Genomic DNA, 12,934 nt, shown 5'->3' with positions numbered 1-12,934 from the left:
GTGCCCAGCGGCGCCCTTTGGTTTTTCGCGAGCAAGCTCGCTCCTACAGTGGTTAGATCGGGCAGGTCACGCCGGTACCGCCAATCCCGCAATAGCCTTCCGGATTTTTCGCCAGGTACTGCTGGTGATAAGCCTCGGCAAAGTAGACGGTCGGGGCCTGGTCGATTTCGGTGCTGATTTCACCGAGACCGGCCTTGGACAGCTCGGCCTGGTAGGTTTCCTTGCTCTTGAGCGCCGCGTCCAGTTGTTCCTGGCTAGTGGCGTAGATCACCGAACGGTACTGGGTGCCGATGTCATTGCCCTGGCGCATGCCCTGCGTCGGGTTGTGCAGTTCCCAGAACATCGCCAGCAGTTCTTCGTAGCTGACCCTGGCCTTGTCATACACCACCAGCACCACTTCGGCGTGGCCGGTCAGGCCCGAGCAGACTTCTTCGTAGGTCGGGTTCGGCGTGAAACCGCCGGCGTAGCCGACCACGGTGCTGACCACGCCTTCACGTTGCCAGAAGCGGCGTTCCGCGCCCCAGAAGCAGCCGAGGCCGAAGATCGCGAAGTCGACGTCTTCGAAGAACGGGCCGAGCAAGGGGGTGTCTTTAAACACAAAGTGCTTTTCAGGCAGGGTCATCGCGGTTTCGCGGCCGGGCAGAGCTTGTTCTTTAGTCGGGAGCACGTTTTTGTTCACCAGGATTTCCGAGCGCAGAACCATGATCAGTCCTCTCAGTCAGGTTGGGTTGTATATAAACAGACCGTCAGTGTGCCCAATACCATTCAGATAATCACTAGCCAGGTGGGAGGTTCCATGTTGCAGGGCAACCCTGCAACTTCAGGCTGGTGGGTATTCACTCCGGCAGTTCATACAGGTAAATCTTCTGCGCCTCCATCTGATACCCCGCATCCGCCAGCTCGCTGGTGGACGCCTTGACCTGCAACGCGCCTTCGATCCAGTACGGCTGATACAGCTCGTCGAGCTTCACGCCGACTTCGCTTTTGACGTGCACGATCTGGTTCGACGGCGGTGGCGGCACATGGATGCAGGCGCCGAAATACGGCACCAGCAGGAACTCCGTGGTACGGCCTTCCTCGCTCACTTCCAGCGGCACGATGTAGCCCGGCAGGCGAATGTTCTGGCCGTCGAGGGTCTTGACCACCGGTGCGTTGGGCATGTCCTGTTTGGCGGCTGGCGCCGACTCTGCCGAGAGCGTGCTGCTCATTTGCGACAGATCATGCAGCGGCGTCATGTTCGGCACTTCTTTCGGTGCGTCGGGCGGAATCATCTCCGACCAGGTCAGGTCTTTTGGCTGGGCCGCCCATAGGGGCAGGGCGACCAGCATCAACAGCGCAAGTACGGCGCGGGGCATTTTCAACGTCCTCATAAACGGATCGACAGGCCATCGGCCAGGGATTGGCGATAGGCGCGCCAGGCCGGCACGCTGCCCATCAGCAGCGCGGCGATCAGGATGCCAGCGAGCAGCGTCCATTCATACTCGCTCGGCCAGGACAGCGGCAGGAACAGGCCGTAGTTGGCTTGCACATATCCCTGGGCCGCCGCGATGCACACATACAGCATCGCCACGCCGGCGATCACGCCCGACAGCGCCAGGGCAAAGGCTTCGAGCACCAACAGCGTTGCGATGTGCCATGGCCGAGCACCCACCGAGCGCAGGATCGCCATTTCCCGGCGGCGTTCGTTGAGGCTGGTGAGAATGGCCGTGAGCATGCCGATCAACCCGGTCAGCACCACAAACAGCGAGATCACGAACAAGGCTTTTTCCGCAGTGCCCATCAGGCTCCACAGCTCTTGCAGCGCCACGCCCGGCAGGATCGCCAGCATCGGCTCACCGCGGAACTCGTTGATTTCCCGTTGCAGGGTAAAAGTCGAAATCTTGTTGTTGAGACCGAGCATGAACGCGGTGATCGCTTGCGGCGTGAGGTCCATGTTGCGCGCCTGATCGGCCGTGATGCGACCCTCGCCCCGGGCCGGCACGCCGTTATGCCAGTCGACGTGAATCGCCTCCATGCCGCCAAGGCTGATGTGCAGCGTGCGGTCTACCGGGGTGCCGGTGCGCTTGAGAATGCCGACCACGGTGAATGGCTTGTCGTCATGCTTGACCAGGCTGATCGCCGCCACACCGTGGGCCAGCACCAGTTTGTCGCCGAGTTTGTAGTGCAGTGCCTGGGCCACTTCGGCACCGAGCACCACTTCGAACGGGTCGGTTGCAAACGCCCGGCCATCGGCCAGTTCCAGGTGTTGCTGGCGGCCGTACTGGTAATGCTCGAAGTAGGCTTCGGTGGTGCCCATCACCCGGTAGCCGCGATGGGAATCGCCGAGGGACATCGGGATTGCCCACTTCACTTTCGGGTTGCTGGCGAAGTGTTCGAAGCTGTCCCAGCGGATGTTGTTGGTGGCGTTGCCGATTCGGAACACCGAATACAGCAACAGGTTCACCGAGCCGGAGCGGGCGCCGACGATCAGGTCGGTGCCGCTGATGGTGCTGGCGAAACTGGCCTTGGCTTCGGTGCGCACACGCTCCACCGCCAGCAACAGGCACACCGACAAGGCGATGGCGAACGCGGTGAGGATCGCGGTGAAGCGGCGGTTAGCCAGGCTGGCCATGGCTAGACGGAACAAGTACATCTCAGACCTCGGACGGGGTAGCGGCGCGATTGAGTTCGGCCAGCGACAGGTTGTGGTCGAACAGTGGCGCCAGGCTCTGATCGTGGCTGACGAACAACAGGCTCGCCCCGGCTTCGCGGCACTCGGCGAACAACAGGCGAATGAAGTTCTCGCGGGCATCGTAGTCGAGGGCCGAGGTTGGCTCGTCGGCGATCACCAGTTCCGGTTGCCCGATCAGTGCGCGGGCGGCGGCGACCCGTTGCTGCTGGCCGATGGACAACGCATCGGCGCGGCGACCGAGGATGTTTGCATCCTTCAACCCCAGGTGGGCAAGCAGCGTCGCGGCCGCTTTGTCGACGCTGCCATGACGTTGTTTCGCCCGTTCGGCGCGCAGTTTCGAGAAGTGGCAGGGCAGTTCGACGTTTTCGCGCACCGACAGAAACGGCAGCAGGTTGAACTGCTGGAAGATGTAGCCGGTGTGATCGACGCGGAAGTGGTCGCGGGCACCGGCCGAGAGTTGTGTCAGTTCCCGGCCGAGCAGGCGGATACTGCCGCGATCAGGTTTTTGCACGCCGCCGAGCAAACCGAGCAGGGTGGTCTTGCCGCTACCGCTGGGGCCTTTGAGGAACAGGGTTTCCCCGCGCTCCAGGCGAAACGCCGGAATGTCCAGCAGTGGCGGGTGACCGGGCCAACTGAAGCCTAGGTCGGACAGTTCGATGAGTGCTTGGGTCATGGCACCGATTTCATAAGTGTGGGAACTGGTCTGGATTTCACTTTCAACACAACCCCTTGTGGGAGCGAGCTTGCTCGCGATAGCGGTCTTACAGTCACATTGATATTGAATGTGCTGGCCTCATCGCGAGCAAGCTCGCTCCCACAGGGATCATCAGTGGATTCAGAACTTCAGGCTGGCAGCCTTGGCCGTCACATCAACCCCTTGCTGCCCACTCGGACCGATCAGTTGTACCTGAATTGTCCGGGTCGCCGGGAATGTGTTGAAAATGTTCGCCAGGTCCAGGGTCTTCAGCGCGCCCGGTGTGGCGCAGGTGAATTGATAATGGGCGTGGATTTCGCTGTGGTCGTGGTGGTGCTCGTCCTTGGCGTCCTTGGCGTCCTCATCGTGATCATCGTTGGCATCGGGCTGGTCGCCGAACAGCGGGCTTTCCAGTTCCTGGTTTTCCACCACGCAACCGGCGGCTTTTGGCAGGTTGAACAAGCCCAGTGGTTGCTCAAGCCGGGCGCGGACAGCGGCAACTTTGGCCTTGTCTGCATCGCTGGTGGCGATGTGCTCGAAACCCACCAGGTTCATGGCCGGGCTTTCCAGTTCCAGCTCCAGGGTCTGCCCGTCCAGCCCGGCGTTCAGGCGTCCAACGCCATGTTCGTGGGCACTCAGGCTGCCATGCTCATGATCGTGTTCGTCGGCGGCATGGGCGACAGCCAGCGGCAACATGGCAAACGGCAGGGCGAGAAGCAGACGACGCATGGCGAGTCTCCGAAAAGTAAAATGAAGAAAATGTTATGTGATCTTATAACGTAAGTGCGCAGAGTTTGACTGCCTGCTTGGCGTTGCACAAGTCCCATGGGAGCATGCCGGGAGGAAAAGTGCGGGAGCAGACCTATGTTGCGAATTCGCGGAAGCATCGGCGACTGGCCGGTGGATCTGACCCTGGAGATGGACGACGCGGACTGGGCGCGACTGGGAGCGCAGTTGCAGGTGGAAAAATCCGAGGTCAGCGCGCCAGCGGCGAAACCGCTGAATCAGGATGAGGCGCTGTGGCAGATCGCCAGGGATTTGCTGCGCAAGGCCGGGCAGCTCAGCGGACCGGATCTGCTCGATCAGCTGGAAGGATTGACCGGCAGCGCGGCGGCGGGCAAACGCCTGCTGGTGCGCCTGCGCCATAGTTCGGACGTGAAAGTGGAAAGCGGTACCGATACGCCGCTCTATCGCTGGTTGTTGTAGGCGCGAGCTTGCTCGCGAAAAGCGTCAGGGCACTTCGGCCATGCAGGCAGCCCTCGTCATCATTGACGACCATCGCGAGCAATCGAGCGTCGACCGGCTGCTCCTACGGGTTTGTGATCAGTAGAGGGCGGCAAACAATTTGCGGCGGTACGCGCTGACCAGCGGGTGGTCATTGCCCAGCAACTCGAACACCTGCAGCAAGGTCTTGTGCGGCAAGCCTTCGCTGTAGCTGCGGTTGCGGATGAACAACTTGAGCAATGCGTCCAGCGCGGCGTCGTACTGCTGACGGGCCAGTTGCTGGATCGACAGTTGATAGACCGCCTCATCGTCCAGCGGGTCTTTCGCCAGTCGGGCCTTCAGGTCGGCGGCATCCGGCAAGTCCTTGGCCAAACCGAGAAACTTGATCTGTGCCTTGGCGCCGGCCAGCGCAGCCTTGTGCTCGTCGCTCTTGACTGCATCCAGCACGGTTTGCGCTTCGCCCAGCTCACCGCGCTCGGTCAGGCAGCGGGCGTACAGGATCAGTGCCTTGGCGTTGGTGTTGTCTTCACCCAGGATCACCTTGAGCAGCGCTTCGGCATCGGCAAAGCGGCTGTCGTCGAACAGCGCCTGGGCCTGTTCGAACGGATCGGCGGCGGCCGGTGGCGGCATTTGCACATGGGGTTCGAGCAGGGCGCGGACGGCGGATTCGGGCTGGGCACCGGCAAAGCCGTCGACAGGCTGGCCGTCCTTGAACAGCACCACGGTTGGCAGGCTGCGGATGCCGAAGCGGGCGACGATGTCTTGCTCGAGGTCACAGTTGACCTTGGCCAGCAGCAATTCACCCTGATAGCTCTCGGCAATGCTCTGCAACATCGGCATCAGCACTTTGCAAGGCGCGCACCATTCGGCCCAGAAATCCACCAGCACCGGCTTGTGGAAAGAGTTCTCGATCACCGACTGGTCGAAATCGGCAGTCGTGGCGTCGAAGATGTACGGCGTTTGCTGACTCATGGGGGATCTCTTGGAAGCGTGAATATGCTCACTATAAGGGCTGGCGTAAAAGATCGCAGCCTTCGGCAGCTCCTACATTGGCCGTGTAAATATTCAATCCTGTAGGAGCTGCCGAAGGCTGCGATCTTTTTGCGGTTTCAAGCGCGTTGCGCATGGTACAGGCTCACATGCCGAAACTCGTGGGGTTCGGCCAGGTCCGGCAGGGTCATGGCTTCAAGCATTTCGATGCGCCGGTACAACGGATGGCGAAAATCCCGCACTCGGGAGTCCGCCACCAGCGCCTCTCGGCCGCGGCTTAGGAACTGGTCGAGCAGCGGCAGGTTGGCCCGGTCGTACAGTACATCCGCCACCAGAATCAGATCGAAACGATCGGCCTCGGCGAAAAAATCCGTCGAGTAATCAAGCTGTACGTCATTGAGCTCGGCATTGGCCCGGCACGCGGCAATCGCCAGCGGGTCGAGGTCGCAGGCCAGCACTTCCAGCGCGCCGGCCTTGGCCGCGGCAATCCCTGCCACCCCGGAACCGGCACCGAAATCCAGTACCCGCTTGCCTTCGACCCAATGCGGGTTTGCGGCCAGATAACGGGCCACGGCCAAGCCGCTGGCCCAGCAGAAACTCCAGTACGGCGGCTCATGCAGAATGCGCCGGGTTTCTTCCGGGCTGAAAGCGCGGTCCATGTTATCGCCGTCGATCAGCCACAGTTTCAAATCGGTTCCGGGTAAATCACAGTCCACCAATTGCGCGTCACCGAGCAGATCCCCCAAGGCCATTTGCAGGTCGAGCGGTGCACTCATGGGGCTTTGACGAATTGCAGTTGGCCCAGGGCCTGGGTGGTCGGCTGGGTGATCAGCTGCGACGGCAAGTGCAGGATCAACTGCCCGGACTGGCTGGCGCGGCCTCGCAGTTCAACGCGGGCGCCGACCGGAAAGGCATCCGGGTTGAAGCGCAGGTGAAACGGCAACACCTGGTTGTTGCCGATCAGGCTGGAACTGGCGAGCAATTGTTGCGGACGGTCTTTGTCGTCGATCACCAACAGCGCCAGCTCGACCTCGGCGCCGGCCGGCACACCTTGCAACGTGCCACTCAATTCGCGCTGATATGCGGGCAGCGGGCCAAGTTCGGCGGCCTCCCGGGCTTTCTTCTGCGCTTGCTGCGGCGCCGGGCCCGGCGTTGGCGGCTGGGGCTTGGGTGCATCACTGCCGCAAGCCACCAGCAGGCTGAAAACACTGAGCAAAATGAGCGGACGTAACGACATTGGTGGCTCCATAAAGCTGAATTCCATGGATCAAGTGATCATCCCGTCTGTATACCGCAAACCCTATGGCTTGTCTTGCCACGGGGATGCGCTACCATGGCCCTCCCTTTTTTTGTTGCCTGCCACCATGCACTGTCCCTTCTGCGGTGCCAACGACACCAAGGTCATCGACTCGCGTCTGGTCGCCGAGGGCGAACAGGTGCGCCGCCGGCGTGAATGCCTGGCCTGCGGCGAGCGTTTCACGACGTTCGAGACGGCTGAACTGGTGTTGCCGCGCCTGATTAAAACCGACGGCAGTCGCCAGCCGTTCGACGAAGAAAAACTCCGCGCCGGCATGCAACGTGCGCTGGAAAAGCGCCCGGTGAGCGTCGAACGCCTCGAATCGTCGCTGGTGCACATCAAACACAAACTGCGCGCCACCGGCGAACGCGAGGTCAAATCCCTCGTGGTCGGCGAGCTGGTGATGGCCGAGTTGCAGAAACTCGACGAAGTCGCCTACATCCGCTTCGCTTCGGTATATCGTCGCTTCCAGGACCTCAATGAGTTCCGCGAAGAGATCGATCGCCTGGCCCGTGAACCGGTGAAAGAATGAACACGCCCGCAGAACTTGCCATCCTCGATGCCCACTACATGGCCCGTGCCCTGGAACTGGCGCGCAAGGGCCATTACACGACGCACCCCAATCCGCGGGTCGGCTGCGTGATCGTGCAAGGTGGGCAGATTGTCGGCGAGGGCTGGCACGAGCGCGCCGGTGAACCTCATGCCGAAGTCCACGCCCTGCGCGCGGCCGGTGAGTTGGCCCGTGGCGCTACTGCCTATGTCACGCTTGAGCCTTGCAGCCATCACGGCCGTACGCCGCCGTGTGCCGATGCGCTGGTGAATGCCGGTGTGGCGCGGGTGGTCGCGGCGATGCAGGACCCGAATCCGGAGGTCGCCGGTCGCGGTCTGCAGCGCCTGGCCCAGGCGGGTATCACCACCGAAAGTGGTGTGCTGGAGGGTGAAGCGCGAAAACTCAATCAAGGTTTCCTCAAGCGCATGGAACATGGCTTGCCGTTCGTGCGGGTCAAATTGGCCATGAGCCTGGACGGGCGCACGGCGATGGAAAGTGGCGAAAGCCAGTGGATCACTGGCCCGGCGGCGCGCTCGGCCGTTCAGCGTCTGCGCGCGCAAGCCAGTGTGGTACTGACCGGCGCCGATACAGTGCTGGCGGACAACGCGCGGTTGACCGTGCGCGCCGATGAGTTGGGGCTTGATGCCGAGCAAACCGCACTGGCCATGAGCCGTCCACCGCTGCGGGTGCTGGTCGACGGTCGCCTGCGGGTGCCGCTGGATGCACCGTTCTTCAAGGCTGGCCCGGCACTGGTCGCTACCTGTGTCGCGGTGGAAGAACAGTACGCCACCGGCCCGGAGTGCCTGATCGTGCCGGGCTATGACGGCCAGGTCGATCTGCATCAGTTGCTGGTCGAACTCGCCGCCCGTGGGGCCAATGAAGTGTTGGTCGAGGCTGGTCCGCGTCTGGCAGGCGCGTTTGCCCAGCTCGGTCTTGTGGACGAGTTCCAGATTTTCATCGCCGGCAAGTTTTTGGGTTCCTCGGCGCGGCCGCTGCTGGACTGGCCGCTCGCGCAAATGAAGGATGCGCCGGAACTCAAAATCACCGAAATTCGTGCAGTTGGCGATGACTGGCGAGTCACTGCCATTCCCTTGCCAGCAGCAAGCGTATAATTTGCGGCCATCGCGCAAGCGCGGGCCTTGTTCTCGAGGAGAACCTCATGTTTACCGGCATCATCGAATCCATCGGCAGTATTCGTGCATTGACCCCAAAGGGCGGTGATGTGCGGGTTCACGTCGAAACCGGCAAGCTCGACCTGAGCGACGTCAAACTGGGTGACAGCATCGCGGTCAACGGCGTGTGCCTGACTGCCGTTGAGTTGCCGGGCAACGGCTTCGCAGCCGATGTCAGTCGCGAAACCCTCGACTGCACCGCCATGAACGACCTGAAGAGCGGCAGCCCGGTCAACCTGGAAAAAGCCCTGACCCCGACCACTCGCCTCGGCGGGCATCTGGTCAGCGGTCACGTCGATGGCGTGGGCGAAGTGGTTGCCCGTACCGAAAACGCGCGCGCCGTGGAATTTCGCATCCGTGCGCCGAAAGAACTTGCCAAGTACATCGCCCACAAAGGCTCGATCACCGTCGACGGCACCAGCCTCACCGTGAACGCAGTCGATGGCGCCGAGTTCCTGCTGACCATCATTCCGCACACCCTGAGCGAAACCATCATGGCGTCGTACCAGCCGGGTCGTCGGGTGAATCTGGAAGTGGATTTGCTGGCCCGTTACCTGGAGCGCCTGCTGCTGGGCGACAAGGCCGCAGAGTCGACTGCCGGCAGCACCATTACCGAAAGCTTTCTGGCCCAAAACGGCTACCTCAAATCCTGAGCTCTAATTTCGAAAGAAGGGGGGTGCCTTGTGGCGCTCAATAGCATCGAAGAACTGGTTGAAGACATCCGCCAAGGCAAGATGGTCATCCTCATGGATGACGAAGATCGCGAGAACGAAGGCGACCTGATCATGGCCGCCGAGTGCTGCAAGCCCGAGCACATCAACTTCATGGCCAAGCACGCCCGTGGCCTGATCTGCATGCCGATGAGCCGCGAGCGTTGCGAGCTGCTCAAGCTGCCGTTGATGGCGCCGCGCAACGGTTCCGGTTTCGGCACCAAGTTCACCGTATCGATCGAAGCGGCCACCGGCGTGACCACCGGCATTTCCGCCGCCGACCGTGCGCGCACCGTGCAGGCTGCTGCCGCCCGTGATGCCAAGGCTGAAGACATCGTCAGCCCGGGTCACATCTTCCCGCTGATGGCCCAGGCCGGCGGTACGCTGGCCCGCGCCGGCCACACCGAAGCCGCCTGCGACCTGGCGCGCATGGCCGGTTTCGAGCCGAGCGGGGTGATCTGCGAAGTGATGAACGACGACGGCACCATGTCCCGTCGCGCCGAGCTGGAAGCGTTTGCCGCCGAACACGACATCAAGATCGGCACCATCGCCGACCTGATTCACTACCGGATGATCCACGAACGTACCGTTCAGCGGATTGCCGAGCAGCCACTGGACAGCGAACTGGGCCAATTCAACCTGGTGACCTACCGTGATTCCGTGGAGGGCGACGTGCACATGGCACTGACCCTGGGCAACGTGTGTGCCGAAGAACCGACCCTGGTTCGGGTGCACAACATGGACCCGCTGCGTGACCTGCTGATGGTCAAGCAGCCGGGCCGCTGGAGCCTGCGCGCCGCCATGGCTGCGGTTGCCGAGGCTGGCAGTGGTGTGGTGCTGTTGCTGGGTCACCCGCTCGATGGCGACGTGTTGCTGGCGCACATCCGCGAAACCGCCGACCACGCCGCCGTGAAAAAACCGACCACCTATAGCATTGTCGGTGCCGGTTCGCAGATCCTGCGTGACCTGGGCGTACGCAAAATGCGCCTGATGTCGGCGCCGATGAAATTTAATGCGATATCCGGTTTCGATCTGGAAGTTGTAGAATACGTGCCCTCCGAATAATGACCGGTTGTTGCCGGCCCTGAATTCGCGGTTCAAATATCACCGAGGGATGCGTACGAGACGCGTCCCGGCTCTTTAAGAGATCTATCGAATGACCCTGAAGACCATCGAAGGTACCTTCATCGCCCCTAAAGGCCGCTACGCTTTGGTAGTGGGCCGTTTCAACAGCTTCGTCGTTGAAAGCCTGGTCAGCGGTGCAGTTGATGCCCTGGTTCGCCACGGCGTGAGCGAAAGCGACATCACCATCATCCGCGCACCTGGCGCCTTCGAAATTCCGCTGGTTGCGCAGAAAGTCGCCCAGAAAGGCGAGTTCGCGGCAATCATCGCCCTGGGCGCGGTCATTCGTGGCGGCACTCCGCACTTCGAATACGTGGCTGGCGAATGCACCAAGGGCCTGGCCCAGGTGTCCATGGAGTTCGGCGTTCCGGTCGCATTCGGCGTGCTGACCGTTGACTCCATCGAGCAAGCCATCGAACGTTCCGGCACCAAGGCCGGTAATAAAGGTGCTGAAGCTGCCCTTTCCGCTCTGGAAATGGTCAGCCTGCTGGCGCAGTTGGAGGCCAAGTGATTAGCGACGAAAGCGATCGTTTCAACCCGCGCGATCCAAAGCCTGCGGATGCCGGCAAGCCATCGAAAAGCGTCAAGCGTCGCGAAGCCCGTCAGCTCGCGACCCAGGCGCTGTACCAATGGCACATGGCCAAGCAGTCGCTGAACGAGATCGAAGCGCAGTTCCGGGTCGATAACGATTTCAGCGATGTCGACGGCGCGTATTTCCGCGAAATCCTGCACGGGGTTCCGCAGTTCAAGAGCGAAATCGACACCGCGCTCACGCCATGCCTGGACTTGACCATCGAAGAGCTGGACCCGGTTGAGCTGGCGGTTCTGCGTCTGTCCACCTGGGAACTGCTCAAGCGCGTCGACGTGCCGTACCGCGTTGTGATCAACGAGGGGATCGAACTGGCCAAGGTCTTTGGTTCCACCGACGGCCACAAGTTCGTCAACGGTGTGCTCGACAAGCTGGCCCCGCGTCTGCGTGAAGCTGAAGTGAAGGCGTTCAAGCGCTGATTGGCGCTTGGAATGTCGACGCGAAGCCATGGGCGAGTTTGAGCTGATCCGCAATTTCTTCGCCGCCGCGCCTTGTGCGCAGGGCGGCGAAGGCGTTGCCCTCGGGATTGGCGATGACTGCGCCTTGCTGACTGTTCCCCCAGGGGAACAGATGGCGATCTCTACCGATACGTTGGTGGCCGGCGTGCACTTCGCCGATCCCTGCGATCCGTTTCTGCTCGGTCAGCGCTCGCTGGCCGTGGCCGTCAGTGACCTGGCTGCCATGGGCGCCACCCCTGTTGCCTTTACCCTTGCCCTGACCTTGCCGACGGTGACTGCCGATTGGCTGCAGGCCTATGCCCGTGGTTTGAACACCATGGCGCAAAGCTGCGGTGTGGCGTTGGTGGGTGGCGATACCACCCGTGGGCCGTTAAGCATGACCATGACCGTGATCGGGCGCGTGCCGGCCGGTCTGGCGCTGACCCGCAGCGGCGCGCAACCGGGCGATCTGCTGTGTGTCGGCGGCGACCTGGGCAATGCTGCGGGTGCCCTGCCATTGGTGCTCGGCCAGCGCACGGCCCCAGCGAGCATCGCCGAGCCATTGCTGGCGCATTACTGGTCGCCGCAACCTCAGCTCGGTTTGGGTCAGGCGCTACGTGGCAAGGCCACCTCGGCAATGGATATCTCTGACGGCCTGCTCGCTGATTGCGGGCATATCGCGCTGGCTTCGAAGGTCAGTATCGAAGTCGAACGGGATCGTTTACCGCTGTCGCAGAGCTTGGTCGAATTTCTCGGTCAATCGGACGCACAAGTTGCGGCCCTGAGCGGCGGCGACGATTACGTCCTGGCCTTCACCTTACCGTCCGTCGAGTTGCCGCTATTGCTGGCCGATGGTTGGCCGATCCATGTGATTGGGCGGGTGGTAACGGGGCAGGGCGTGACGCTGCTGGACGCCGATGGCAAAGACATCACCCCGCAAACCCGGGGTTATCAACATTTTCGGGAGTCACCGTGACAGATCATCCCAATCAGGTCCCGGCGGAAAACGTACCGCCGTCGGTCTGGCGTAATCCATGGCATTTTTTGGCGTTCGGCTTCGGCTCGGGCACCTTGCCTAAGGCGCCTGGCACTTGGGGGTCGTTGGTTGCGCTGCCTTTTATCCCGTTGTGGCAAATGCTGCCCGACTGGGGTTATTGGCTGATGCTGGGCATCACCATGTTGTTCGGCTTCTGGCTGTGCGGCAAAGTGGCCGACGATTTACGGGTACACGACCATGAAGGCATCGTCTGGGACGAAATGGTCGGGATGTGGATCACCCTGTGGCTGGTGCCGGAAGGTTGGCAATGGTTGCTCGTGGGTTTCTTGATGTTCCGCTTCTTCGACATCCTCAAGCCGTGGCCGATTCGCTGGATAGACCGGCATGTACATGGCGGCGTCGGCATCATGCTCGATGATGTCCTGGCCGGGGTGTTCGCCTGGCTGGCGATGCAGGGACTGGTGTGGTTTTTCGCCTGACC

17 protein-coding genes are annotated in these 12,934 nt (G+C 61.8%); 9 read left to right on the top strand and 8 right to left on the bottom strand.

Annotation, left to right across the window (positions count from 1 at the left end; genetic code table 11):
* Nucleotides 1-52: 52 nt before the first annotated feature.
* The 5 genes from msrA to ACM6IK_RS22000 form a co-directional block, all read right to left on the bottom strand.
* Complete coding sequence (gene msrA, locus ACM6IK_RS22020) at nucleotides 53-703, bottom strand: peptide-methionine (S)-S-oxide reductase MsrA (protein ID WP_218429738.1); 651 nt, start codon at nucleotides 701-703, stop codon at nucleotides 53-55.
* Nucleotides 704-836: 133 nt separating this feature from the next.
* Nucleotides 837-1,355: a DUF3299 domain-containing protein gene (locus tag ACM6IK_RS22015; RefSeq protein WP_414875983.1), complete on the bottom strand. Its 519-nt coding sequence runs from the start codon at nucleotides 1,353-1,355 to the stop codon at nucleotides 837-839.
* A gap of 11 nt (nucleotides 1,356-1,366) precedes the next feature.
* Complete coding sequence (locus ACM6IK_RS22010) at nucleotides 1,367-2,632, bottom strand: ABC transporter permease (RefSeq protein WP_414875982.1); 1,266 nt, start codon at nucleotides 2,630-2,632, stop codon at nucleotides 1,367-1,369.
* Nucleotide 2,633: 1 nt separating this feature from the next.
* Nucleotides 2,634-3,344, bottom strand: coding sequence for an ABC transporter ATP-binding protein (locus ACM6IK_RS22005; protein WP_414875981.1), 711 nt, complete (start codon nucleotides 3,342-3,344; stop codon nucleotides 2,634-2,636).
* Between the two features lie 162 nt (nucleotides 3,345-3,506).
* A complete protein-coding gene (locus ACM6IK_RS22000; protein ID WP_414875980.1) occupies nucleotides 3,507-4,094 on the bottom strand; it encodes a DUF2796 domain-containing protein in 588 nt (195 codons plus the stop codon).
* Between the two features lie 135 nt (nucleotides 4,095-4,229).
* Between ACM6IK_RS22000 and ACM6IK_RS21995 the strand changes: the two genes are divergently transcribed.
* Nucleotides 4,230-4,571, top strand: coding sequence for a hypothetical protein (locus tag ACM6IK_RS21995; RefSeq protein WP_414875979.1), 342 nt, complete (start codon nucleotides 4,230-4,232; stop codon nucleotides 4,569-4,571).
* A 117-nt stretch (nucleotides 4,572-4,688) separates the two neighbouring features.
* Here ACM6IK_RS21995 and trxA read toward each other — a convergent pair whose 3' ends face one another.
* The 3 genes from trxA to ACM6IK_RS21980 form a co-directional block, all read right to left on the bottom strand.
* Nucleotides 4,689-5,561: a thioredoxin gene (trxA, locus tag ACM6IK_RS21990; protein ID WP_414875978.1), complete on the bottom strand. Its 873-nt coding sequence runs from the start codon at nucleotides 5,559-5,561 to the stop codon at nucleotides 4,689-4,691.
* Between the two features lie 137 nt (nucleotides 5,562-5,698).
* On the bottom strand, nucleotides 5,699-6,355 hold the full coding sequence (locus ACM6IK_RS21985) for a class I SAM-dependent methyltransferase (RefSeq protein ID WP_414875977.1): 657 nt from the start codon (nucleotides 6,353-6,355) through the stop codon (nucleotides 5,699-5,701).
* On the bottom strand, nucleotides 6,352-6,816 hold the full coding sequence (locus tag ACM6IK_RS21980) for a YbaY family lipoprotein (protein WP_108216297.1): 465 nt from the start codon (nucleotides 6,814-6,816) through the stop codon (nucleotides 6,352-6,354). Before ACM6IK_RS21980 ends, ACM6IK_RS21985 begins: the two co-directional genes overlap by 4 nt.
* Nucleotides 6,817-6,943: 127 nt before the next feature.
* On the opposite strand from ACM6IK_RS21980, the gene nrdR reads away from it, so the two are divergent.
* From nrdR to ACM6IK_RS21940, 8 genes are all read left to right on the top strand, one after another.
* Nucleotides 6,944-7,408, top strand: coding sequence for a transcriptional regulator NrdR (nrdR, locus tag ACM6IK_RS21975; protein ID WP_003228656.1), 465 nt, complete (start codon nucleotides 6,944-6,946; stop codon nucleotides 7,406-7,408).
* Complete coding sequence (ribD, locus tag ACM6IK_RS21970; RefSeq protein ID WP_414875976.1) at nucleotides 7,405-8,538, top strand: bifunctional diaminohydroxyphosphoribosylaminopyrimidine deaminase/5-amino-6-(5-phosphoribosylamino)uracil reductase RibD; 1,134 nt, start codon at nucleotides 7,405-7,407, stop codon at nucleotides 8,536-8,538. Before nrdR ends, ribD begins: the two co-directional genes overlap by 4 nt.
* Before the next feature lie 47 nt (nucleotides 8,539-8,585).
* Nucleotides 8,586-9,251, top strand: a complete 666-nt coding sequence (locus tag ACM6IK_RS21965; protein ID WP_414875975.1) for a riboflavin synthase — start codon at nucleotides 8,586-8,588, stop codon at nucleotides 9,249-9,251.
* A 30-nt stretch (nucleotides 9,252-9,281) separates the two neighbouring features.
* Nucleotides 9,282-10,373, top strand: a complete 1,092-nt coding sequence (gene ribBA, locus ACM6IK_RS21960; RefSeq protein WP_090325554.1) for a bifunctional 3,4-dihydroxy-2-butanone-4-phosphate synthase/GTP cyclohydrolase II — start codon at nucleotides 9,282-9,284, stop codon at nucleotides 10,371-10,373.
* A gap of 91 nt (nucleotides 10,374-10,464) precedes the next feature.
* A complete protein-coding gene (ribE, locus tag ACM6IK_RS21955; RefSeq protein ID WP_003228649.1) occupies nucleotides 10,465-10,941 on the top strand; it encodes a 6,7-dimethyl-8-ribityllumazine synthase in 477 nt (158 codons plus the stop codon).
* The gene (gene nusB, locus ACM6IK_RS21950) at nucleotides 10,938-11,438 is read left to right on the top strand and encodes a transcription antitermination factor NusB (protein WP_160390324.1); all 501 of its coding nucleotides are present in this window, start codon (nucleotides 10,938-10,940) and stop codon (nucleotides 11,436-11,438) included. Before ribE ends, nusB begins: the two co-directional genes overlap by 4 nt.
* Nucleotides 11,439-11,466: 28 nt before the next feature.
* A complete protein-coding gene (thiL, locus tag ACM6IK_RS21945) occupies nucleotides 11,467-12,432 on the top strand; it encodes a thiamine-phosphate kinase (protein WP_414876081.1) in 966 nt (321 codons plus the stop codon).
* On the top strand, nucleotides 12,429-12,932 hold the full coding sequence (locus ACM6IK_RS21940) for a phosphatidylglycerophosphatase A (RefSeq protein WP_108216301.1): 504 nt from the start codon (nucleotides 12,429-12,431) through the stop codon (nucleotides 12,930-12,932). The genes thiL and ACM6IK_RS21940 overlap by 4 nt, the downstream gene beginning before the upstream one ends.
* Nucleotides 12,933-12,934: the final 2 nt, after the last annotated feature.

Origin of the sequence: Pseudomonas sp. IT-196MI5, assembly GCF_949767415.1 — a bacterium.
Taxonomy (GTDB): Bacteria; Pseudomonadota; Gammaproteobacteria; order Pseudomonadales; family Pseudomonadaceae; genus Aquipseudomonas.
This window is presented reverse-complemented; position numbering and strand designations above follow the sequence as displayed.